Genomic DNA, 24317 nt, shown 5'->3' with positions numbered 1-24317 from the left:
ATTGGGTAAAAGAAAATAAATTTCTTAATTTCCCTAATTTTAATTCAACATAATCGAGGTAAATATGTCGGAAGTAATGGCTTTAACACCAACTAATGTCGAACAAGTTTTAGACGAGTTACGTCCATATTTAATAGCAGATGGAGGTAATGTAGAGCTTGTTGAAATAGATGGGGCAATTGTAAAGTTACGTTTGCAAGGAGCATGTGGGTCTTGCCCTAGTTCTACCATGACACTTAAGATGGGAATTGAAAGACGTTTAAAAGAAATGATTCCCGAAGTCTCAGAAGTCGAACAAGCATTTTAAAATTTAAAGATTTAGAAAAAAGCTATGTATCATTAAGTATTTTTTCTTTTACTAATGGACGTAGTAATAGATTTGTAGTACTTTCTATTACTACGTTTTTAAATTTTAATCTTAATGATGCTTGAATATCATATTTTGTGAGAAAAGATTTGATTTTATATATTTATTGTTATAAGTAAAATTTCATCTTGATTAAAGCTGGGAAAATAACCTAAAAAATTAGTGAAATATAAATATTTTTTGTTCTTAATAATTTAAATATCAATATAAATACATATTTGAATTAGGAATAAATAATTAAGTATATGCATACATATACTTAATTATTTATTACTTAAAATTATAAGTTCTAAGTTAGGAAAAATATTTATGAGTTAATTATTCAATTTACTATTATAGTATTTATCTTTAACATATTTGATTATAATAACTTTACATAATTAGATACAATATCATTATCGTTAACAAAATATATATTAAAATTAAGTTTTCGCATAAATAACACTCATATTTAAAACGGAGTAGTTGGAGAAAAAAAGATACATGGGTAAAGTAGTTAGCATTGATCTGGGGACAACAAATTCTGTAGTCGCAGTCATGGAAGGCGGCAAGCCAGTAGTTATCGCCAATTCCGAAGGAATGCGTACTACCCCTTCTATGGTAGGCTTTAGCAAGGATGGAGAATTAGTTATAGGACAAATGGCACGACGGCAAGCTGTTCTTAATCCTCAAAATACATATCATAGTGTTAAACGATTTATAGGGCGTAAGTATAATGAACTCACTAATGAGTCAAAACAAGTTCCTTATACTATCCGTCGAGATGCAAATGGTAATATCAAATTGGCATGTCCTCGTCTAAACAAAGATTTTGCTCCTGAAGAAATATCAGGGTTTATTTTAAGAAAATTAGCTGAAGAAGCAGAACGTTATTTAGGAGAACCTGTTACAAGTGCAGTAATTACAGTTCCTGCATATTTCAATGATTCTCAAAGACAAGCCACTAGAGATGCAGGAAAAATTGCAGGATTAGAGGTGCTGAGAATAATAAATGAACCAACTGCGGCATCTTTAGCTTATGGATTAGATCAAACAATATCTCAAAAAATCCTAGTTTTTGATCTAGGAGGCGGTACTTTTGATGTTTCTGTTTTAGAAGTTGGAGATGGAGTATTTGAAGTTAAGTCTACTAGTGGTGATACTCAGCTAGGAGGGAGCGATTTTGACAAACGTATTGTTGATTGGCTAGCCGAGCAATTTTTAAGAGATGAAGGTATAGATTTAAGAAAAGATAGGCAAGCCTTACAACGTCTTACTGAAGCGGCAGAAAAAGCAAAAATCGAACTTTCTGGAGTAAGTATCACTGACATAAATCTTCCTTTCATTACTGCAACAGAGAATGGCCCACAGCATATAGAAAAACGTTTAACACGTCCTCAATTTGAAGACCTCTGCTCTGATTTGGTGACTCGTTTACAGCGCCCTCTTAAAAGAGTTATGAATGATGCAAGATTAACCCCTGTTCAAATTGACGAAGTAGTACTAGTGGGAGGAGGAACTAGGATGCCAATGATTAAGTCTTTGGTACGTGGCTTTATTGATAAAGAACCAAATGAAAATGTTAATCCTGATGAAGTTGTAGCAGTTGGTGCTGCTATTCAGTCAGGTATCTTAGCTGGTGAAGTTAAGGAAATACTATTACTAGATGTAACACCTCTTTCTTTGGGCCTAGAAACGATAGGAGGTGTTACTAAAAAACTTATACCTCGTAATACAACTATTCCAGTGCGTCGTTCCGATATTTTCTCAACGGGAGAAAATAATCAAACCATAGTAGAAATTCATGTCGTCCAGGGAGAACGTGAAATGACTATTGACAATAAATCTTTAGGACGTTTTAAACTTACAGGAATCTCTCCTGCTCCGAGAGGAATTCCTCAGGTACAAGTTGCCTTTGATATTGACGCTAATGGAATATTACAAGTTACTGCAAGAGATAAAGCAACGGGCAGGGAACAGAGTGTCCTTATTCAAGGAACCTCGACTATTAGTGAAAAAGAAATTGATCGAATGGTTGAAGAAGCTACTCAATTTGCCGAAAAAGATCGACAACGGCGAGAAAGAATAGAAAAACGTAATAACGCTAAAGCTTTAACAGATCAAGCTTTAAGAAGGATAAAAGATATTACTCTTGATTTTGGAGCTCAATTTGCTAGCAGCTATCGTCGTCAAATTGAAGTTTTGAATAGTGAGATTATTGAAAGTTTAAATAACGATGATGAAAGATCTTTGGATAAAGCAAAAGACGATCTAGAAGATTTATTACGTGAATTGAATAGAGAAGTACGCTTACAATATGAGGAAGAAGATGAAGGTATCTTAGAATCTATTAAACGAACCTTTACAAATGATTCTGATACCGATTCATACACGTCTTATGATTCTGATTATAACTCTACTTATTACCACAAACGTAAAGATTATGAATCTCCTAGATATGAACGTTACAACGACCAATATGATACTTTCAAACAAAATAGAAATAATCGTCCTATTTTTCAAGAAAATACAAAATATTCTCAAGATCAATATAACTCTTACCAGAGTCGTAATCGTTTGCACCAAACGCCAAACGAAAATCAATGGGATGAAGAGGATGATGACTGGTTCTAATTTTTAAATATAATTCAATTTCAATTTTAATTATTCTAAATTTCTTTTTAATATTGGATATATGCAACAAATTCATAACTATTATGCGACTTTAGAAGTTGCTAAAAATGCTACTGCAGAAGAAATTAAAGCATCTTTCCGTAAACTTGCTCGGAAGTATCATCCTGACGTCAATCCGGGAGATAAAGTATCGGAAGAAAGATTTAAAAGTATCAACGAAGCCTATAATGTTTTATCAGATGAGACTAAAAGAGCAGATTATAATCGTTTAAAGTTTAGTAAAAAGAGATATGACTCTTTTATAGCTAATTCTCATAGCAATAAGAAAAAGAACAAATCTTCAAAATTTAAAGATATAAATTTTAATTCTGATACTAATAAGGGAACAAAATTTGTTAGTTCTTCTTATGATGCACAGGATGTTGAAGCTAAGTTAAATATTCCTCTGGAAAAAGCTTATCATGGAGGCAGAGAGAGGATACGCCTAGAAGATGGTAGATCTTTAGAGGTCGATATGCCATCTAAAATGGTCAATGGTCAAAAAATTAGACTTAAAAATCAGGGACTTAGTGGAGGAGATTTATATCTTGAAATACTAATAACACCTCATATATTTTTTAAACTAAAAAATGCAGATATTATTTGCAAGATTTTATTAACTCCCAGTGAAGCGATATTAGGAGAGGAAATTACTGTTCCTACAATTGATGGAATGGTTAAAATAACAACTCCTAAAAGCATTCAAGTTGGACAGAAGCTTCGTCTAGCTAATAAAGGATATTTTGATGAATTGGGGCAACGGGGTGACCAATTGTTGGAAATGCATATAGCTATTCCTTCAGAGATTAGTGAAGAAGAATTATTTTTATACAAACAAATTCGTTCTAAAGAAGAATTTAATCCACGAAAGTATACTACATAAGTCAAAACTACGACAATTATTAAAAAATATTTATTAATAGATCACTTTAAGTTAATAATTATTGAACTTTTTTCCATAAGATAATACTTATTTAATAAATATCATAATTTATGATTCTGGCAAAAGAAGATACGAAATTATTTTTTAGAAAAAAATACATATAATAGTTTTAAAACATATAAATTGATAATTATTTTTAAATAAAAAAAGTAATCACAGACTAGTATTTGTAAATATAATTACATTTTTAAAATTATTCCAAATTAAAATATTTTTGCCAACTATTATGATTCATTTTTTTTCTATAAATAAAATTTGTACTTTGGGAAGTATAGTTTTTATTGTTAGTTTCAATAATTGTATTTTTTTATATGACCTAGCATTATCTTTGCCAGAACCTGCATTAGATCCTCTAGAAATACCTTTAACAGATCCCTTGATTCCTCATATTGTTCGTCCATTAACAATTTTAGAGCAGACTCGATTAAGAAAAAATCTTAATAAATTAAATCAAAAAGCGCAAAAAGAGCTAAATATGGGTAATGTTGATCTTGCTTTTTCAGTCTGGTATAGAGAATTAAGGCTAGGAAGAGTATTAGGAAGAATTGAAGAAATTAATAGGTTGGGAGAAATAGGAAAAGTCGCATGGGAATTAGCTAGAAAAGAAGACGTACAAATCATTAGTAAACGGATCTCAACTTTACACGAGATCTCTGAAAAAGAGAGTTCTATAAGTTTAAATCTTTTAATGGTTCTGGCGAATGCATACTTTCAACTTAATAACTTAGATAATTCTATTATAATCTATAAAAAGATTTTAAAATATGCTCAAAAAAAACAAATTACATTAGTTGCAGAAAAATCATTACAAGGTTTAGGCAAATTATATTTGGCTAAATTTGATTTTCCTAATGCAGCAAGAATTTATGAGAAATTACTATATAGGGCACAAATTAAAAAAAATATTCACTTAGAAGAATTTTATCTACAAATATTATCTAGTATTTATAATGCATCTTCACAAACTAATAATTCTGTACAAATTAAGGAAAAACTAGTAAAAAGCTATTTTTTGACTCAAAAAATACACTTCATACCTTCACTTAAAGTTGATATTGGCCAAGATTATCAGCTTTTGGATCAGCCAGAAATAGCAAGTGAAAATTATCAAGAAGCTTATACCTTAGCCTGGAAATTAAAACTGTTTAGAGTTGCAGAAGAAGCATTAATAAAACTATCGTTTCTCTATGAGAGTTATAAGCAGGTTGACTACGCTTTACAAATTTATCAAAAGTTACTTCAGGTTGAAAAAATATCGTATAACTACTATGGATTAATGAAAACATATGGCATAGTAGGAGAAATCTATATGGAAAAATTTCAATATGAATTAGCTTTATCTGCTTTTACGGAAGGCTTGATCTTAGCCCGTTCTCTAAACCATGATCAAGAATACTTTTTAATGCAAATTAAAAAAGTTAATAAAGCAATAAGTAAAGAATTTTAAAAAAGTTGATTTAAATAATATTACTATATATATTTCTAATAATAAATTACAAGAAAAATTTTATTTTTCCAAGTAAAATTTTTCTTGTAATTTTAAGATTGTTAAATAATTTGAACTAACAACTATTTTTCATATAATATTCATTGTATGATAGTCTGTCATTTAAAAAAATTGATATTAAAACTTACTATTTATGTGTTATCTCAAACTAATGTTTTCATATAAAACTTAATTTTATACAATATTTAATGAGTATAGGAAAATACATATATTATTTCTAATTTTAATTAGAATGATTATAAACAAATTGCTAAAAGTAAATTGTTTGCTGAGATTCAAATTTATAAAAATGAATTAAAATTAATAATTTTAGGCAACAAAGTTAAATCATTAGCGTCATATATCTCTGTTCTTAATTAATACATTATTGATTAAAGATTTGTTGTTAAAGAAGAAAATTGAGAAATATAACTAATAAGTTGTTTTATAGTATCTCTTTATTCAGTCAAAAGATTATATTTTTCTATTAAATAAGATTTCAGAATATTAATTTTTAATTAAATAACATATTTTTATTTATATGACTCAAAGTTCAAAAAAAAATAAAAGTTCTCAGACTTCTAAGAATAATCCTTGGATAGAATTGATTCAAACTGTTATCACTGCAGTTATTCTTTCTTTCGGTATCCGAACATTTCTTGCTGAAGCTCGTTATATTCCTTCTTCTTCTATGAGACCGACTTTAGAAGTTAATGATCGTTTGATTGTCGAAAAAATAAGCTATCGCTTCAGAGAGCCAATTCGAGGAGATGTAATAGTTTTTAATCCAACGGAATCACTTGAAGCAGAAAATTTCAAAGATGCATTTATTAAACGAATTATAGGACTTCCTGGAGAAACGGTTGAAGTAAAAGCAGGAAAGGTATATGTAGATGGCGAGAAAATATCTGAAGAGTATATTTTTGAAGCTCCTAATTATAATTATGGACCTAGTAGAATACCGGAAAACGAATATCTTGTCCTTGGAGATAATAGAAATAATAGCTATGATTCCCACTACTGGGGCTTTGTCCCTAAAAATAAGATTGTTGGTAAAGCTTTTGTTCGTTTTTGGCCTTTTGACAGATTAGGCTCTTTATATGAACAGCCAATCTATTTAAAATAATAAAATTATAGAAAAATAGTATTTTAAATACTTAAGATTTATAACGGAGAGAGAGGGATTCGAACCCTCGTTGCCTTTCAACAAAATAGTTTTCGAGACTACCGCATTCAACCACTCTGCCACCTCTCCAGGCTAACAAGTATGTATTATTATAGCAGAGGTCAATTTAAGTAATTATCTACTCATCAAAGATTAGAAAAATATTTGACCTTTCATTTGATTATTAATCTAGTAAATTTCCTACATAGAACTATGTAGTCTTCCATTATCATTAATTTTGATAAAAATATCAATTAATTACTAAGTTCTAAAGACTCTAGTTCGGGAATAAAATATTCTCCAAATAACTTAAAATGATTAAAAAGTTTACTGAATATTTAATAAAAAGGTCATTGTTATCATATGAACATAGCTCTTAAAATTAGATATTTGTTTCAAAATAAATCAAGTTTTTGAGATTGTATTGATATAATTTACTATAGTTTCCGTAGAATTTTAAATTCTTACCTGAGTATAATATATCAGTCAAGATACTCATTATTAATACTTAATTAATTCCTCAAAATTATGGCCACCAAAAATAAGATACCAAGTTTACAATCATTAAATTATTCTTCATATCTCAACAATGATGGACTAATAGATGAGACATTATGTAAAAAAATAGGAGTTTATGCAATCTTTAATAAAGATAAACATATCCAATTTATAGGCTATTCTCGTGATATTTATTTAAGCTTAAAACAACACTTAGTTCGTCAACCAGATAATTGTTATTGGCTAAAATTCGAAATAATAGACCATCCCAATCGCAGTATTCTAGAAGAAATTAAAATGGATTGGATTAGTCAATATGAAAACTGCATCCTTAAAAATAGAGAATACGAAGCATTCTGGACTCAGCCTATTGATGCAAAAATACAAATGACAGAAGAAGATCGAACAATCTATGCTAACAGTGACGAAATATCTCAAGTAAAACTTTTAAAGAAAATTGCTAGACAAGTTCAAAATAATATTGAAAAATGTCTTTTGAACCGTGGTAGTAATGTTGAAATTAGATTTAATCCTAAATTAAAAGAAAAAGGCTTATTAGATTTAAAGTAAATTTATAAAACTCATAGTAAAAGTTACTGTTTTAAAATTTTTTGTAGGTAAATCTATATGAATTAAAACTGGATAATATTATTTCCAATAAATGTTGTACATTAATGGTATTCAATCTTTTTAAGAATAAAGGAGTATTAACAATGACATGGCGTGGATCAGTAAGTATACCGGACCGTATTTTTGGAATAATAGTCTATTGCTTTGCCATTTATGACACTTTATTTTTTGGAAGCTTCTTATTACAACAGTTTCCTGCTTTTGGTTTTTTCTGTTTTCCTGCTTTACCAGTAGAATTAAGCTATGGACTTCTTGCATCATTACTAGGGCCTCTCGGAAGTTTTGCTAGCTTTGCAGTATTTATTATACTTTTCGCAGCAGTTGTAAGAAATGAAAAAATTAGTCATTTTATTCGTTACAATACAATGCAATCTATTCTGATATCAATTTCATTAGCGTTAGCAAGAATTGTAATGCAATATGTTCTAATCCCTACCTTGGGACATAGTGGGTTATTTATAGAAACTTTTTATAGTCTTATCTTTTTAGGTGGTCTTGTTGCTTCCTATTATTCTATGGTTCAAAGTGTATTAGGTCGATATGCAGAAATTCCTACTATTTCTGAAGCTGCGTATTCGCGTATTCGGTGATTGGGTCTAAATGATTAACTTAAAAAATTATATGAGGCTCTTTCTTTATTATTTTCCTAGTTATACTGTCGGTTTTTGTTGAAGCTCTAATTGAAGAACTGCTAAAAAGATAAATACTATAACTAGGGAATAAATACTTAATAATTTTTTATATATATCGAAAAAATTTAGTACTTATAGTAAGTCTTATAATAAATTAAAATTTTTTTGTAAACTTTGATTTTAAGGGATCATTATACCTTTCTAAAAATTAGTGTAAAAGTCATACTGTTCAACTAAAAAAACCTTAATTTGAGCTGATTTACTTTTAAAATCTTGGCATAAACGTTCATAATCAGTTAAATTAACTATATCTGATTCATCTTGTGCAAGTATAATAATTACATCCAGTGGCAGTGTAGTATTGAAGAATTTATATCAAAAGCAAGGCTTTACTGCTTTGTATTTGTCTTCAACAATCCTTGCTTCTTAATCAGAAAATTATGACTAAACTAGAAGCCAATATGTCCAAAAGGAGTTTAAAGTAATGAGTCAAAACTATGAAATGATTTATATCTTACGACCTGATTTATCTGAAGAGCAGGCAAATCAGGCAGTAACTAAATACCAAGACTTTCTAATTAAAAACGGTGCTGTTGATATCGAGGTGAAAGTTTGGGGAAAGCGTCGTCTTGCTTATCCTATTCAGAAAAAACTTGATGGTATATATGTTCAGTTTAACTATAAAGCTGATGGTACGCAGATTGAACCTTTAGAAAGGATAATGCGTTTAGAGGAAGATGTATTACGCTATCTTACAATTAAGGTAGAAGAAGATTTAACCAAACAAACTTCTGAACTTGATAGTAATGAGTCTAATTCTGAGATTACAGAAAAACAAGAAGAGGCAGAAGATATCAAATCCAAAGCTTCTGAATCTGAAGCTACTGAAACAAAAATAGTAGAATTAATAGACTCTGAAGGATAATTATTTGTTTTTCACACTACTTTGAAGTCATTAATGTTTTAATTGTTTTCAGGTAGTGTGATTTTCTATTTTATTTTCACAACCTCTAGAGATAAAGCAAACTCCTTATTTATTAATATTCTGGATACATAAGTATACTATATCTATACCAAGCAATAGTAATCTAACAATAAAATACGTTGATCATTATTGTTAGTAGTAGTTAAATATAAATAACTTATTAGCTTCAACTCTAAAAAATATTTGCTGCTATCAAATTATTAACTCTATTAACTCTAGCATTTGATATCATTAAACCAGGATAAATATTTGTCTTTTGAAATGGATGATATAGTAACTTACATTGTTTAGCAGAAACATAATTCATCTTTAATGACTTATGAATAATTGTTACACTATCAAAAAAAATATATCCAGAAATTGAACTAACTAGTTTTCCATCTCGAGGATCTATAATTTCAGTTAAATACTGTTTTTTTTGTAAAATTGGTTGAATAATATTTCCTAATCTTAAAAACTTTTGCCTTAATCTTTTCTTTTCCTTTTGAACTTGCACACAATTATTATCCAAAGGTACTGTAGAGTATAATAAAAAGATAATCAGAGAATGGGGTGATCCATTCCAACTTGGCAACAGCTTAGAATAGTTATACAAAATAAATCTTGTAGGTTTCACAATATATAGTTCACAAGTGTTGTGAATTTCTTTTTGATTTATTACAATAGAGCGTAATATTGACATTGATTAGGACTTATTTAGAATAATTATTAATTGTGGATTCTATTAATGTCTTTTTAACTTCTTAAAAGAATGTTCATTATAAAAAAGTGAGTAGCAAAACTAATTTTAAAATTTATACAAAAAATTGTAAATTCCGTAATTATTAATCTTTGTTAAAAATATTTTGAATATTAACTCTAGGTAATCGACGTTTAAAGCCACAAAGAATTTCCCAAGAAATAGTTCCCAATTCCGAGGCCCAGTCATCAGCTGTAATTTCTTGTTCTCCGTCTTTCCCAATTAATGTTACTATATCTCCAACTTTTATATTTTTTAGGTGACTTATATCTAATATTAACTGATCCATAGTAATAGCTCCAATTTGATATGCTCTCTGGCCATGGATTAATACTTGAAGTCGATTAGATAAATTTCGAGGGACACCATCAGCATAGCCAATACTGACTATTGCTATTATCATTGAGTGTTTACTAGTAAATTGGTGACCGTAACTAACCTTTGTTCCTTGAGAAATAGTTTTAATTTGAGTAATCTTTGCTTTAACTTGTAATATAGGCCTCAGAGAAACTCGAGAACGTAAATGAGGAGATGGATAGAGACCATATAGAGCTAATCCTACTCTTACCAAGCTATAATGTAGTTGAGGATAGTTAAGCGTAGCCGCAGAATTAGCGAAATGTAAACAAGGTTTATTGTAGTCTTTTAAATTAGAAATTACCGTTTCAAAACGTTGATGCTGTAATTCTATACTTTCAGTATTAGGGTCATCAGATGCAGCAAGGTGAGAATAAATACCCGCTAATGTTAAGTATGGTAGTCTTTGTACTAGTTTAATTAATCTAGTTCCTTGATACCAGGGAGTACCTAGACGAGACATTCCTGTGTCTAGTTTAAGATGGACAGATAATGTTTTTTTGTATTGGGATAAAGTTCTGGAAATCATAAAAGCTTGTTCTGGACAGCAAAGTGTAGCTTCTAAATTCCAATGAATGTTAGCAACTACTTCTTCGGGTGTATTCGTTACCCCTAATACTAATATTGGCGAATCAATACCTGCTTCACGTAATTCTATCCCCTCCATTAATGTAGCTACTGCCAAAGCATTCGCCCCTGCTTTGAGTACTGTTTTAGCAATGGCAACTCCTCCGTGACCATAACCATCAGCTTTTACAACTGCCATCAATGAAGTTTGAGTAGATAATAAATTCTTGATTTGAGTTACATTATAAACTAAAGCATCAAGGTCTATTTGCATCCATGCCCTTTGACAAGTAATTTTAGAAAAGTAATAACTATAAAGATCCAGAGTTACAATTTTTTGAGTCAATTCTTGATATGGCACTTTATTGACTACTCTCCATTTTTGTATATTTATTAACCAAAATAAATCATTAGCATATGAATATATTTAATAAGTATAATAAATTTTCAAAAACATATGATTATATACATCTATTTAATAAATTATTTTTTAATGCTTTGATTGTTATGAATAAGATAAAATAACTTATTATTTCTTGTCATTTATTTAATAGTTTTTAATTAACGTTTAATTGTAATCTAAAAAATAAACATATTGTTTTTTAGTATTTTTTTATTTTATTCCAAATACTTTTACTTATCAGCTCAATATATTAAGCTCTCACATTTTGTAAATAAGAGTATAAGAATATAACTGTAATTAGTTTATTATTAGTAATAGTTTCTATTACTAATAATATGTTTTGCTTCTTGGAAAGTTTAAAAAAAAGTCCTTTAACTGCTGTATGATAAATAACAAAATTATTACATTATTTTATGCTTTTTCGTCAGTTATTTGATAAAGAATCATCAACGTATACCTATCTAGTAGCCGATCCCCATACAAGAGAAGCGATTTTAGTTGATCCAGTATTTGAGAACGTTGCAAGAGATATTAAACTTATTAAAGAATTAAATTTAATTTTAAAATACTGCTTAGAAACTCATATTCATGCTGATCATATAACAGGTACAGGAAAGTTGAGGGAATTAACTCGATGTCTAGGAATCATACCAAAAAATGAAGTTATTAAATGTGCAGATCGTTTCATTGATGATAAAGAAACTCTATTATTAGGTAATACAATAATTGAAGCTATGTATACTCCTGGACATACAGATAGCCATTGTTCATATTTAATAAATCAAACTTTAGTCCTGACTGGAGATGCTTTGTTAATTAGGGGATGTGGAAGGACAGATTTTCAAAGTGGTGATGCAGGAATTCTTTATGATTCTGTAACTATGAAGCTCTTCAATTTACCTGACGAAATCCTAGTGTATCCAGGACATGATTATCAAGGATTTACTGTATCAACTATTGGAGAGGAAAGAAAAAATAATCCTCGCTTTACAGGAGTAGAGCGTAAAGAATTTATCAATCTCATGAGTAAAATTAAGCTATCTCAACCTTCTAAAATAAAACAAGCAATTCCTATTAACAAAAATTGTGGGAATATATTATTTTCTTAGTAGTTTATTCATCAAAATCATAATTATATTTTAGACATGAAGTTACAAATTTTCTCTGACAACAACTTTAGGTTTAAGAAAATTATTTTTACCATCATACATATAACTACCTATTCCTAGGAAATGTTCCTTCTCATTGTTAATTCGGACAAACTTAGGAAATAATTCTACATTCAAGATATCAGTAAACACTTTTTGTCCTTGACACCAACGTATACCATCTGCTGAAGATAGGTTCAAAATTGGAAGTTCTTTTAATAAAGATTCTGGCTCAATTAAGGAAAATTTGTCGTATTTTAATTGTTTATTGATTCTTTCCAAGGTTAATGTATGTGGTAACAAAATGCCACAACTTTCTGTTCTAACGAGCTTAGCCAAAGTTCCACCAATACCTAGTGCCTGCCCTAAATCTCTAGCTAATGACCTAATATAAGTTCCTGAACCACATTGAATATTAATTGTTAATGCTGGAAATTCACCAGGACTCCAATTTAGTATTTTGATCATATCGATTCTAACTGTTCTTACTGGTATATCTACTTTTTCTCCTTTCCTTGCAGAAAAGTATAAACGCTTACCATTCTTTTGGATAGCGCTATATAAAGGTGGAATTTGTTTAATATTTCCCAAAAATTTTTTTAACAAAGGCTCAATATCCTGTAGAACAAGATTAATTCCAGATTTTACCTTAATAATTTCTCCTTCTAAGTCGTCTGTTTGTGTCTGTAAGCCAAAAATTATAGTAGCGTTGTAAGCTTTGTTTTTCGGTAGAAAAGGTAATAAACGTGTTGCCTTACCTACTGCTATAGGCAATACACCTGTAGCAGTAGGGTCAAGAGTACCTCCATGACCTATTTTTTTAATATCTAATAGCTTTCTTAATTTATTAATACAATCATGAGATGTTAATCCCGAAGGTTTGTTTAAACCAATAAATCCTAACATAAGTTTTCTGATTTGATATCTATAGCAATGTTATGCATAATTCACAGAAATAATAAAAACTTGTAAACTTATATGACAATAATAGAAGTTTATTTATTACTAAATACTATTAAAACAATACATAATGAAATATACAAAATATTCAATATATAAAAATATAAGTATGGATAAAATCTAGAATTCATGCAAAGACTAAAGAATAGAATCTATTCTTCTTTATATTTATATAGTGCTAACTATTCAAAAAATTTTAAAATTCTGTAAGATATTTATCTTAAATATTTTTTATAAAATTTTCATTGATTTTTGTCAGAGTTCAATATTATGGCTTATTAGCTAAAAGTTAAACTAATTTGTTATTTAGAGATACAATCATGTCAAATACTGAATGATATAGACAAAATGGTCCAATCTTTTATACCTGTAATTCTTGCTGGTGGAAAAGGCGAACGATTTTGGCCTCTTTCTCGCCGTCACCATCCCAAACAGTTCCTATCCTTAGACAACAGCGGAGATAGTCTATTACAGTCTACAGCTAATCGCTTGTTACCTATAGCTAAAAATTGGAACAATCTTTGGCTTGTTACTACTGCTTCCATCATCAAAAACGTTAAAAAACATCTACCACATCTAGTGGATTCTAATATACTAATTGAACCTGAGGGAAAAGATACTGCCCCTGCAGTCGCATGGGCAACGTTAGAAATTGTTAAACGATATGGAAATGATGTGATCATAGGATTTTTCCCTGCAGATCACTGGATAAAAAATGAAGAAGATTTTTTAATCACTTTAGATTCTGCTTTTCAATTAGCTTCTCCAGGGAATGCAATAGTGACATTAGGAGTTCAACCAACATATCCTTCTACAGGTTATGGATATATCGAACAGGGAAAACTGATTAACTACATTGGCAATCTTCCTGCATACCAGGTTAATCGTTTTATGGAAAAACCTAGTCAAAAAACTGCAGAATTACTAATTGCAAATGGTAAGTATAGTTGGAATAGTGGAATATTAATCTTTCGTGCAAATATCATGTTGCAAGAATTAGAAAAATATACTCCTCAGCTTTTAAATTCTTTGCGGAAGAAAGGTAAAGACGCTTACAAGGACTTCGAAAAGATCAGTATTGATTATGCTTTGATGGAAAAAACTCAATTCACCTATATATTAAGTGCTAATTTTGGCTGGGATGATTTAGGAGATTGGAATTCTTTAGAACGATTAACTGATAAAACAACTATCAATATAGAGCATTGTAATCATATAGGTCTCGACACAACAGGTTCTATTATCTATGCAAGTGAAAAAAATGAGTTAATTGCTACTATTGGTATAGAAAATTTAGTTATTGTTCGTGATAAAAATGTTACTCTTATAGTTGATAAAAATCGCACTCAAGATATTAAGCAAATACTAAAACAAATAGCTAACTGTCCTGAATCCCAAGATTTCTTATAAATATTTCAATGTTATTGTTTTAATAAACTAAATTAAGCAAAATTTTAACTAAGTCAATATAAACTTCCTATGTTCAATTTTTTGTTTCTATAAAAAAGTTATATAAGTATTTTATGTTTTCTTTGACTCAAACTAGTGCTCGTCAACGAGAAATTATTGAAGTTGTACTTAGTAATGGCTGGGAATATATGAGAGGATTATTAACAGCTGGTAAAACAGAAAATCCTCAGATTCCTACTCCGGAAGTATTACGAAATATATTAATAGAACTGGGTCCTTTTTATGTAAAACTAGGACAACTTTTAAGTACACGTCCTGATATTCTTTCTCCCAACTATATTCAGGCCTTAACTGCCTTACAATCTAATGTTTCTTCAGTTCCCTGGAAAGAAATCGAAATAGTTTTAAATAGACAATTATCAAAACCTATAAAAGCTATATTTAGTAATATTGAAAAAAAACCTATTGCGGCTGGTTCTATTGGACAGATTCATCGTGGAATTCTTCTTAATGGAGAAGAAGTAGCTATTAAGATTCAACGTCCAAATATTGACAAGATAGTACAGCAAGATATTACCTTAATCAAAGGTATTGCTGAATTAGTTTCATTAACAGAATTTGGCAAAAATTTCGATATTCCAAAACTTGCTGATGAATTTTGTGAAGCTATTGAGTCTGAATTAGACTTTACAAAGGAAGCAAGTTATACAGATACTATCCGTAATAATTTATCATCAAGTATCTGGTTTGATGCTAATGAAATAGCAACACCTAAAGTATATTGGGACATAACAACAGAAAAAATTTTAGTTTTAGAATGGTTGCATGGAAAACCTATATTAGAAGCTGATCTAAGTATACCTAAATCTCTTAAGTCTACTGAAGAAAGAAGAAAAGAGATTACTACTTTACTATTTAGAGCTTTTTTTCAGCAAATCTATGTTGATGGATTTTTTCATGCAGATCCTCATCCTGGTAATCTATTCTATTTAAACAATGGTAGAGTAGCTATTATTGATTGTGGAATGGTAGGAAAAATTGATTCGCACACTCAAAAAATATTAATAGAATTATTATTAGCAATTTTTGATTTAGATGCTCAAGGATGTGCTCAATTAACATTTAAGTTATCAGAATCAGATAAGGTAGATAACTTATCAAGATTAAAGAGTGATTACGAGAAAATTTTAAAAAAGTACCATAACTTAAATCTTTCTCAATTTAATTTTAGTGAGGTTGTATATGAAATATTACAAATTGCACGTAAAAATAAATTAAAAATTCCGGGAAATTTAGGACTGTACGCGAAATGTTTAGGAAATTTAGAAGGTACAGCAAGACAATTTAATCCATCTATTAATCTCTTTGACGAAATAAATCCGCTAATGACTAATTTATTTTATCGTCAATTAGTAGGAGATACACCTCTGCAAACTGGATTAAGAACAATTTTAGATTTAAAGTCTATTTATCTAAAGACCCCACGACGAATAGAAACCTTATTAGATAGATTATCATCAGAAACTTTCAACTGGAATATAAGATTACGGGAATTAGAACCTTTACGACGTAGTATAGATGCCTCAGCAAATAGACTTTCGTTTAGTATAGTTTTAGGATCTTTAATAATGGGAGCTGCAATTATCTCTGTTGGTTCTTCAACGCAACAATTATCTATTATAAGCAGTGTTTTATTTGCTTCAGCAAGCATATTAGGAGTATGGCTTATTATTAGTATTTTGCGTTCAGGACGTTTGAAATAAATAAAAATTTCAATAGTTCACCACATTTAAGCTCTTATTTTTAGTACAAGTCTAATTCTAATTTTCATTAGATGACAAAATAGAAAAGATTTTCATATTGCTATCCTATATTTCTTATCTGCATAAGTGATAGGTAAAAAATTAATAAATTGTAGAAAGAAATAAATTAATCCTTATAAAAAATCAAGCATGATTCTTGTGATACAACGGGAACATATTAGAGTGTCATGACGACAATCATAAAAGATCTTTTAGATACCATAATCTATAGTTTTTTATTCTAGATCAAAAAGAAATTTTAGAATATCGTATAAAAGTTCTAGCAGTTGAGAGAATTTTTCTTTGGATTTAGAAGATACTAAATAGCGTTTTGGTGTTTAATCACTTTTCCGTAAATACTTGCAAACTAGTGAGATATACAATGATTTTAGAAAGATTAAAACGTTGGTCTATGGCAGAATGTTTTGATGATGATTCCGACTATATGGAAGTTAATGAAAACTCTAATCTTGAGTTAAAAGAATCAGATAAAAAAGATATTTCCAGCGAAAATGAACTACATCCTTGGTTAAAATCAAAGGAATCTCGTGTTAACGCTAAAAAAAATTTTCAAAATCATCAAGACAATGTTGTTTCAATGCCTAGAATCAATAATATTGCCGAAGTGGTTGTAGTTGAACCTAAATCATTTGACGAAATGCCTAAAGTTATACAAGTTTTACGAGAGCAGAAATCTGTTGTTCTTAATTTGAACTCAATGGAGTCAGAAGAAGGACAAAGAGCAGTAGATTTTGTTGCAGGAGGAACATACGCTATCGAAGGATATCAAGAACGTATTGGTGAAAGTATTTTTCTATTCACGCCTAATTGTTTTAAGGTTAGCAATTTTGCTGATGATATGAATAATGAAGTAGAAGTTAAGAATGTTTTATCTTCTACTTCTAATTCCCAATAAGCTAATATCGATTTTAACTTAGTTGTTAACTTTTTTAAGAAGAAGTTAAATTTTAGCTATAGTAATAAAATTACGTGCAAAAGATGATATCCCATCTCTTAAATCATTTACTAATTAAATCAATAAGCTATAATAACTTCAATAGATATTAGTTAAAATTTTAGACATAATATTTGACTACAATCACATACTTAAATTCGCAGATTAGGTAGAATATACTTTTTTTAATATATGAATAGTTTTAGAGAAGGTAACAAATAAATAATTATTAATTACTTTAAAGAAACAAGATCTTTTCTTTTTTATTAAGTTCAAATTTCATTCTAGAGATAAGTAGATTATTCATAAAGTTTAATATTATAAGTTAAGTATTATTTTATGCTTTTAATATTTTAAAAGAGTTTTATAAAGAAATATATTAATAACTTTTCTTATGATAATAAAGTTATTTTAAAAGTGGAAAAACAATATTTTCATGTAAATACAAATATTAGTTAATCAATTTGTGTTGAGAACTATAGTTAATTCAGGATACTCTAATTGAGTAAATTATATGATAATTTTGTTTTTTATTCATAGAGAATATTATTTATTCTATTATGAACAATGCACTTAACCAGTGAATTTAATGATTAAGTGTATTAATATTAGTTTCTAATTAATATTTTGCTAACTAAAATAAATATTTTAAACTTAAATTATTGATATAGAAAATAATTCTCATATTATTTAACTATGTCTATAGCTTACACTTACTATGTATTTAATCTTAAATATATAGTAAGTGTTATGATAACAGCAACCTAATGATTTATATTGAATTGTTTATTGATAGTGATAAGAACAATATTAGTAGTATTATTAGAATTTAACTTACTTTCTTCTATAGCATTCAGTAAATTTATTTTAGCCTCTTACGTATACTATTTTTATATTTCTTTTAATTTTTGTTATTTTCTTAAAAACATAGTATGAATCGGCTCTTTTACAAACTTTCAGAATTAAACATCTTATAATTTTAATTACAATACCAGTTATGGATGATATAGCCATAAAAGTTGTCCACTAGTCTTAAGTTCGAACTCTATACGATCACTAAATAATAGAAATCTTGACTGATTTTTGTTCTTAAAGAATATACGGTTCAAAAATGGTTTTGGTTCTTCAATGGTGAAGCACTTAGTTTTTTCGGGATCTAACCCAACAAGTTCTGCAGCCCAGCATCGAGCATCTTCCTCAGTTCCTAAACGATCTACCATTCCTAATTCTAGCGCTTGTTGTCCTGTAAAAATACGACCATCAGCAAAGCTTTTTGTCTTATTTATATCTAAATTACGTTCCTTAGATATAGTTGTTACAAACTGTTGATAACTAGTATCAATCATTTCTTGAAGAATTTTTTCCTCTTCAGTAGTTAATTTTCGGTCAAAAGATAAAATATCTTTGTAAGGTCCAGATTTAACAACTTGGAAAGAGACTCCAACTCTATCTAATAGTTCTTTAAAATTGTTACCTCTTAAAATAACTCCAATGCTTCCAGTAATAGTTCCAGGGTTAGACATTATATGTGGCGCTCCCATGCTTATGTATACCCCTCCAGAAGCTGAAATATTACCAAAAGTTGCTACAATCTTAACCTTTTTCTGTAATTTTTTGAGAGCTTCATAAATTTCTTGAGAGTCACCAACTGTTCCTCCTGGAGAATCAATACGCAATAATAAAGCAGGAAATTTTTTTTCTCTAACTGTTTCTAAAGCTTCCAGTAAAAACTTACGGGTTTCAGAATTTATTACTCCTTTAATTTCAATGCGAGCAATTTGTTTACTAGTTCTAGGTTTAAATGGCCAAATCATTTAGTTAATAATAAAATAATGAAGATGAAGAGATTGTAGCAAATACTGATACATAAATTTATTAAGAAAGCATTTGATCATACTAATCTATGAACTGTTTGAGAAATAATTAATATCTTATGCATAAGATTATCAAATTTTACTGGAGTTAATGATTGAATTCCGTCTGATAGTGCCTTTGCAGGATTCGGATGTACTTCAATCATCAGTGAATCTGTACCTGCTACTACTGCTGCTGCAGCCATAGAAGGAACATAGTCTGCTCTTCCAGTACCATGACTAGGATCAACCATGATTGGCAAATGAGTTAGAGAGCGTAAAACCGGTATTACAGATAAATCTAAAGTATTACGAGTATATTTAGTGTCAAAAGTTCTAATTCCTCTCTCACAGAGAATAACATTTGGATTTCCGGCAGCCAATATATATTCAGCAGCCATTAACCATTCATTAATAGTAGCCGCTATTCCTCGTTTAAGAAGAATAGGCTTTTCTTGAGAGCCAACTTTCTTAAGTAAAGAAAAATTTTGCATATTTCTAGCTCCTACTTGAATAACATCAGCGACTTCTTTAATCTTATCCAAATCACTAGCATCCATAACTTCTGTTATGATACCCAGGCCAGTTTCTTCCTTAGCAATAGATAATAACTCTAGAGCACTTTCTCCATAACCTTGGAAGGCATATGGAGAAGTACGAGGTTTGTAAGCACCACCTCTTAAAAACTTAGCTCCTGACGCTTTGACTTGCTGAGCAGTCTCAACAATCATAGTTTTACTCTCGACCGAACAGGGACCAGCTACAACTACTATAGGATGATTTCTACCAATTGGCACAATTCCATTAGGAGTGCTGATAATAACTTCACTATATTTTCCGCCGACATATTCTAGACTTGCGCGCTTAAAAGGATGTTCTACTAACAAAACACTTTCAATCCATGGGTTAATTTCTTTACTTATTGAGTCAATAGGAGAAACAATTTCTCCTATTGACTCAATAATAGCTTTGTGTTTACCAATATTTTTTTAGGAGTTAATCCCCAATTTTCAATTTCTGTACTAACACGTTCAGTTTCATTAATTGGAGAGTTACCTTTCATGACTATAATCATAGATTTTTTTCTAAAATCAATTGTTTAGAGATTTTTTAAAATTTTATGAAAATGCTGCCATTGATCCTAGAGGAAATGTTGCTCTTTATTATTAAAGTTTTATTACTAGATAAATAACTTTAAGATAGCACGACTATGTATTTTCAAGAAAAAGTTAAACAATTCAAAAAATACATTATGCATCTTAACTCCAAATTATGAATATGTTAACTCTAATATTTTTCTGCATGAGTTATTGGATAGTAATCCTATCCTAACCTTTAGGAGAATCTGGATAAAAAACTATATTTATATATTTACCAGTTCGCCTTGAATTTTTATGATTCAGAAATAATATCTCAACGATAAGTTAAACTTATCGTTGAGATATTTAAATTATTCTTTTAACATAGTAGTTTATTTGTATCTTCCATATTTAGTTTTTTTTCCTTAGGATTTAGATCTTAATACTATAGATAGTGCTTTTGTGGCATTAAAAGTCGAGAAAAAAGCGTGGGACATGAACAAGAATGGTTAAACAGTTGCGTTGATAGGCAATTGATTGAATTAAACGTAAAAACTTTGAAAGGAACTTCTCCATCAGAGTATCTACTATACTCTGATGAGCTTACGAGAAGGAACGATGGCAGGATTAGCAATTCCATATTAAAGCGTTATGAGCACGTGGAGAAAGGAGGCTGGTGGTGTTCTGGTATCGATATTATGACAGGAACTAACGATCTTTGGGGGTGTTTTAAACCAGATAAACCACGCTTTAACTATGATGAAAACAAAATAATCAGATATGAACATCCCCCAAAAACACCAACAGGTATTTTTGCTTTAAGAGTACCATTACATTTATGGCGGAGGATAGCTCACAGATACAATATTGAATTTAAATCAGAAATAGTTGATAGATCGCAGTCAGACTTTGGATTTTGGCAATGGGTAATCGATAATAAATCCATTCCGCTTTGTATAACAGAAGGTGCAAAGAAAGCTGGCGCACTACTAACTGCAGGCTATGTTTCAATTGCTCTTCCTGGTATCAATAATGGTTATCGTACACCAAAAAATGAGATCGGTCGTCGTATTGGAAAATCTTATTTAATTCCCCAATTACACAAATTAGTAGCAACAGGAAGAAGTGTTTATATTGCTTTTGATCAAGATAGTAAACCTAATACTTTTAAAGCTGTAAATAAAGCGATAAGAAAATTAGGATTTCTAATGAATTCTCTAGGATGTCAAGTTAAAATTCCTACCTGGGACTCAAAACATGGAAAAGGAGTAGATGACTTTTTATTAAATTCTGGAAATAATGCTTTTGATGAATGCTATGAGAAAGCTCTTCCTATTGAAACTTGGAAAGCAAGAGAATTAAATCATTTAACACTTGATTCTGATCTAGAAGTCAACACTCCTTATATCCCGAATTTATCAATACCTGAAACAAAAAAACTAGTTGCTATTAAATCTGGTATCGGTACAGGAAAAACTAAATTTTTATCTAAAATTGTTCAGAAGGCAATTACGAAAAAACAGAAAATTCTCGTGATTGGACATCGTATCAAATTAGTTGAACAGTTATGTCAACGTTTTGGACTTTCATATATTAAGGAATATCAGGATAATAGTTCTGAAGAATACTTAGGATATGGTCTATGTATTGACTCTTTACATGAGAAATCACAAGCAAATTTTAATCCACATGATTGGCAAGATGCTCTCATTATTATTGATGAGGTTGAACAAGTACTTTGGCATGGTCTAAATTCTGATACCTGTTCTAGTAATCGAGTCTCCATTTTAAAGTGCTTGAAAAGTTTAGTTCAGGCAGTTATGAACGGAGAAGGTAGAATGTTCATTGCTGACGCAGATCTTAGTAATATTTCTATAGAATATTTAATTGCCCTATCCGGATATCCGATAGAACCTTACATAGTCAGGAATAATTGGATACCTAAATCTTCAAGTACGTGGAAAGCATACAACTATGTAGAAAATACTCCCAGAAAATTTTTAAAAGATTTAGTGGAACATATTCAACAAGGAGGTAAACCTTATATTTGCTTATCTGCCCAAAAATTAACTAGCAAATGGGGTACACAAACTTTAGAATTATACTTACAACAACAATTTCCTAATACTAAAATTCTTCGTATTGATTCTGAATCTTTAAAAGACCCAAATCATAATGCTTATGAATGTATTAATCAGTTAGACTCAATATTAACTATATATGATATTGTCATTACTAGTCCTGTTCTTGAGACAGGGATTAGTATTGACATAAAGGGACATTTTAGTTCTGTTTGGTGTCTAGCTCAAGGGATTCAAAATCCTACATCTGTTATTCAATCATTAGGCAGAGTCAGGGAAAATATTCCTCGTTATCTTTGGCTAGCATCTTACGGATTCAACAAAGTAGGCAATGGTTCAGTATCAATCCCAGGGTTACTCACTTCAGGTCATCGATTAACAAACTTAAATATTAGATTTTTGCAACAGTCTGATTTAGAGTCTTTAGATGACTTAGATATAGGTTTTCAGGGAGAGTCTTTACTATGCTGGGGAAAGATGTCAGTACGTATGAATGCAAAAATGATCACATATCGAGAAACAATAATTAGTTTTATTCAAAGAGCTAATCATAAAGTCGAATTCTCTAATGAAAATAAAAATTTTCACAAAAGAAAATCTCAAGGTAATAAATTATATGCTTCTCCAAAAAAGAATAGTTTAATAGAAGCTATCGAAGAAATTAGGGAAAACAACTATAAACTAGAATCTGAAAATATCAGTCGAGCTGAAGACTTAACTCAGGAAGAATATAAAATTCTAAAAAGATCTTTGGTTAAGACTGCTGTAGAACGAAGGAGATTACGAAAATATGACTTGAAATTGCTTTATTCTATACCTATTACACCAGAGCTAGTCATGTTAGATGATCATGGATGGTATCAGAAGTTAAGAATTCATTACTTTTTAACGAAAGGTCGTATTCATTTAGCAGAAAGAGATGCAAAAGTCGCACAAAAAATGATAGAGAAAGGTGAAGGAAGTATATTTTTACCTGATTTTAATAGTTCTCAATTAGGGGCGACTATAGGAATATTAGAAGTCTTAGGGATTCATACTTTATTGCATAATATAAATAGAAAAATAATTAATATTGATCCTGATTTAGTAAAAATGTTACATCTAGCGATAAGTAATAGACAAGACATTAAATCTATAATAGGAATCGGTATTGCAAATAATGCAAGCCCAATTACGATTATAAGGAAATTACTAGACAAAATAGGTTTCGGTATCAATAGCTGTGGAAGTCAGAAAATTGGTAAAAAAAGATTCCGTGTTTATCAAGTAGTTCCTCCTAATGATAATAGAGAGCAGGTCTTTGAAAAATGGCTTCTGAAAGATCAAAAACTGTCTGGTAACTCTGAATGGTGGTTTGAAGAATATTGTTCATTTAAATTACAAGATAAATTAAAAGGACAGTTGTCTAACTATATTCAATTAAGTTTAAATTTCATGTAAATCTAAAAGATTCATAACTAATATTTTTTCTAATTTATAGATTTTCTTGAAAATAAATCATTTAGTTAGAAAAGTAATCATGAATATAGAAAAATAGCTTTATATTGTAGAATTTTAGAGAGTTACTAAAACACAGTTACTTTATGCTTAGTGTATATTTTAAGA

At 29.6% G+C, this 24317-nt stretch carries 17 protein-coding genes, 1 tRNA gene and 1 pseudogene; 13 read left to right on the top strand and 6 right to left on the bottom strand.

The window, feature by feature from the left end:
* Positions 1 to 64: 64 nt before the first annotated feature.
* The 5 genes from LPC16_RS00885 (at position 65) to lepB (ending at position 6574) form a co-directional block, all read left to right on the top strand.
* Positions 65 to 307, top strand: coding sequence for a NifU family protein (locus tag LPC16_RS00885; protein WP_040055239.1), 243 nt, complete (start codon positions 65 to 67; stop codon positions 305 to 307).
* Between the two features lie 543 nt (positions 308 to 850).
* Positions 851 to 2980 carry a molecular chaperone DnaK gene (dnaK, locus tag LPC16_RS00880; RefSeq protein WP_229637398.1) on the top strand — a complete coding sequence of 710 codons (2130 nt, stop codon included), beginning with the start codon at positions 851 to 853 and terminating at the stop codon, positions 2978 to 2980.
* Positions 2981 to 3041: 61 nt separating this feature from the next.
* Positions 3042 to 3902: a DnaJ C-terminal domain-containing protein gene (locus tag LPC16_RS00875; protein WP_229637397.1), complete on the top strand. Its 861-nt coding sequence runs from the start codon at positions 3042 to 3044 to the stop codon at positions 3900 to 3902.
* Between the two features lie 286 nt (positions 3903 to 4188).
* Positions 4189 to 5409: a tetratricopeptide repeat protein gene (locus LPC16_RS00870; protein ID WP_229637396.1), complete on the top strand. Its 1221-nt coding sequence runs from the start codon at positions 4189 to 4191 to the stop codon at positions 5407 to 5409.
* A gap of 580 nt (positions 5410 to 5989) precedes the next feature.
* Positions 5990 to 6574: a signal peptidase I gene (gene lepB, locus LPC16_RS00865; protein ID WP_229637395.1), complete on the top strand. Its 585-nt coding sequence runs from the start codon at positions 5990 to 5992 to the stop codon at positions 6572 to 6574.
* A 44-nt stretch (positions 6575 to 6618) separates the two neighbouring features.
* Here lepB and LPC16_RS00860 read toward each other — a convergent pair.
* Positions 6619 to 6703 (bottom strand) — tRNA-Ser (locus LPC16_RS00860).
* 438 nt (positions 6704 to 7141) lie between these two features.
* Here LPC16_RS00860 and LPC16_RS00855 point away from each other — a divergent pair.
* The 3 genes from LPC16_RS00855 to rpsF all read left to right on the top strand — a co-directional run bounded on the left by LPC16_RS00855 (position 7142) and on the right by rpsF (position 9298).
* Positions 7142 to 7681 carry a GIY-YIG nuclease family protein gene (locus LPC16_RS00855; RefSeq protein WP_229637394.1) on the top strand — a complete coding sequence of 180 codons (540 nt, stop codon included), beginning with the start codon at positions 7142 to 7144 and terminating at the stop codon, positions 7679 to 7681.
* Positions 7682 to 7824: 143 nt separating this feature from the next.
* Positions 7825 to 8331 carry a Tic20 family protein gene (locus tag LPC16_RS00850; protein ID WP_040054623.1) on the top strand — a complete coding sequence of 169 codons (507 nt, stop codon included), beginning with the start codon at positions 7825 to 7827 and terminating at the stop codon, positions 8329 to 8331.
* Between the two features lie 526 nt (positions 8332 to 8857).
* Complete coding sequence (rpsF, locus tag LPC16_RS00845; RefSeq protein ID WP_229637393.1) at positions 8858 to 9298, top strand: 30S ribosomal protein S6; 441 nt, start codon at positions 8858 to 8860, stop codon at positions 9296 to 9298.
* A gap of 232 nt (positions 9299 to 9530) precedes the next feature.
* On the opposite strand, the gene LPC16_RS00840 is transcribed toward rpsF, so the two are convergent.
* Entirely contained in the window at positions 9531 to 10040 is a 510-nt protein-coding gene (locus tag LPC16_RS00840) for a hypothetical protein (RefSeq protein ID WP_229637392.1), read from the bottom strand.
* A 142-nt stretch (positions 10041 to 10182) separates the two neighbouring features.
* Entirely contained in the window at positions 10183 to 11382 is a 1200-nt protein-coding gene (gene alr / locus LPC16_RS00835; protein WP_229637391.1) for an alanine racemase, read from the bottom strand.
* A gap of 455 nt (positions 11383 to 11837) precedes the next feature.
* Between alr and LPC16_RS00830 the strand changes: the two genes are divergently transcribed.
* The gene (locus tag LPC16_RS00830; RefSeq protein WP_229637390.1) at positions 11838 to 12533 is read left to right on the top strand and encodes an MBL fold metallo-hydrolase; all 696 of its coding nucleotides are present in this window, start codon (positions 11838 to 11840) and stop codon (positions 12531 to 12533) included.
* Positions 12534 to 12575: 42 nt separating this feature from the next.
* On the opposite strand, the gene truB is transcribed toward LPC16_RS00830, so the two are convergent.
* Complete coding sequence (gene truB / locus LPC16_RS00825; RefSeq protein WP_229637389.1) at positions 12576 to 13478, bottom strand: tRNA pseudouridine(55) synthase TruB; 903 nt, start codon at positions 13476 to 13478, stop codon at positions 12576 to 12578.
* 402 nt (positions 13479 to 13880) lie between these two features.
* On the opposite strand from truB, the gene LPC16_RS00820 reads away from it, so the two are divergent.
* The 3 genes from LPC16_RS00820 to LPC16_RS00810 all read left to right on the top strand — a co-directional run bounded on the left by LPC16_RS00820 (position 13881) and on the right by LPC16_RS00810 (position 17660).
* On the top strand, positions 13881 to 14942 hold the full coding sequence (locus tag LPC16_RS00820) for a mannose-1-phosphate guanylyltransferase (protein ID WP_229637388.1): 1062 nt from the start codon (positions 13881 to 13883) through the stop codon (positions 14940 to 14942).
* A gap of 113 nt (positions 14943 to 15055) precedes the next feature.
* On the top strand, positions 15056 to 16705 hold the full coding sequence (locus LPC16_RS00815) for an ABC1 kinase family protein (RefSeq protein ID WP_229637387.1): 1650 nt from the start codon (positions 15056 to 15058) through the stop codon (positions 16703 to 16705).
* 421 nt (positions 16706 to 17126) lie between these two features.
* Entirely contained in the window at positions 17127 to 17660 is a 534-nt protein-coding gene (locus tag LPC16_RS00810; protein WP_040054529.1) for a cell division protein SepF, read from the top strand.
* 1034 nt (positions 17661 to 18694) lie between these two features.
* Here LPC16_RS00810 and sppA read toward each other — a convergent pair.
* Positions 18695 to 19513, bottom strand: a complete 819-nt coding sequence (gene sppA / locus LPC16_RS00805) for a signal peptide peptidase SppA (RefSeq protein WP_229637386.1) — start codon at positions 19511 to 19513, stop codon at positions 18695 to 18697.
* A gap of 77 nt (positions 19514 to 19590) precedes the next feature.
* Positions 19591 to 20627: pseudogene (gene aroF, locus LPC16_RS00800) on the bottom strand (3-deoxy-7-phosphoheptulonate synthase).
* 492 nt (positions 20628 to 21119) lie between these two features.
* Here aroF and LPC16_RS00795 point away from each other — a divergent pair.
* On the top strand, positions 21120 to 24152 hold the full coding sequence (locus LPC16_RS00795) for a plasmid replication protein, CyRepA1 family (protein WP_229637385.1): 3033 nt from the start codon (positions 21120 to 21122) through the stop codon (positions 24150 to 24152).
* Positions 24153 to 24317 lie beyond the last annotated feature (165 nt).

It is taken from the genome of cyanobacterium endosymbiont of Braarudosphaera bigelowii (genome assembly GCF_020885515.1).
Classification (GTDB): domain Bacteria; phylum Cyanobacteriota; class Cyanobacteriia; order Cyanobacteriales; family Microcystaceae; genus Atelocyanobacterium; species Atelocyanobacterium thalassa_A.
Note: the sequence above shows the minus strand (reverse complement) of the source record. Positions and strands in the feature narration are given on the sequence as shown.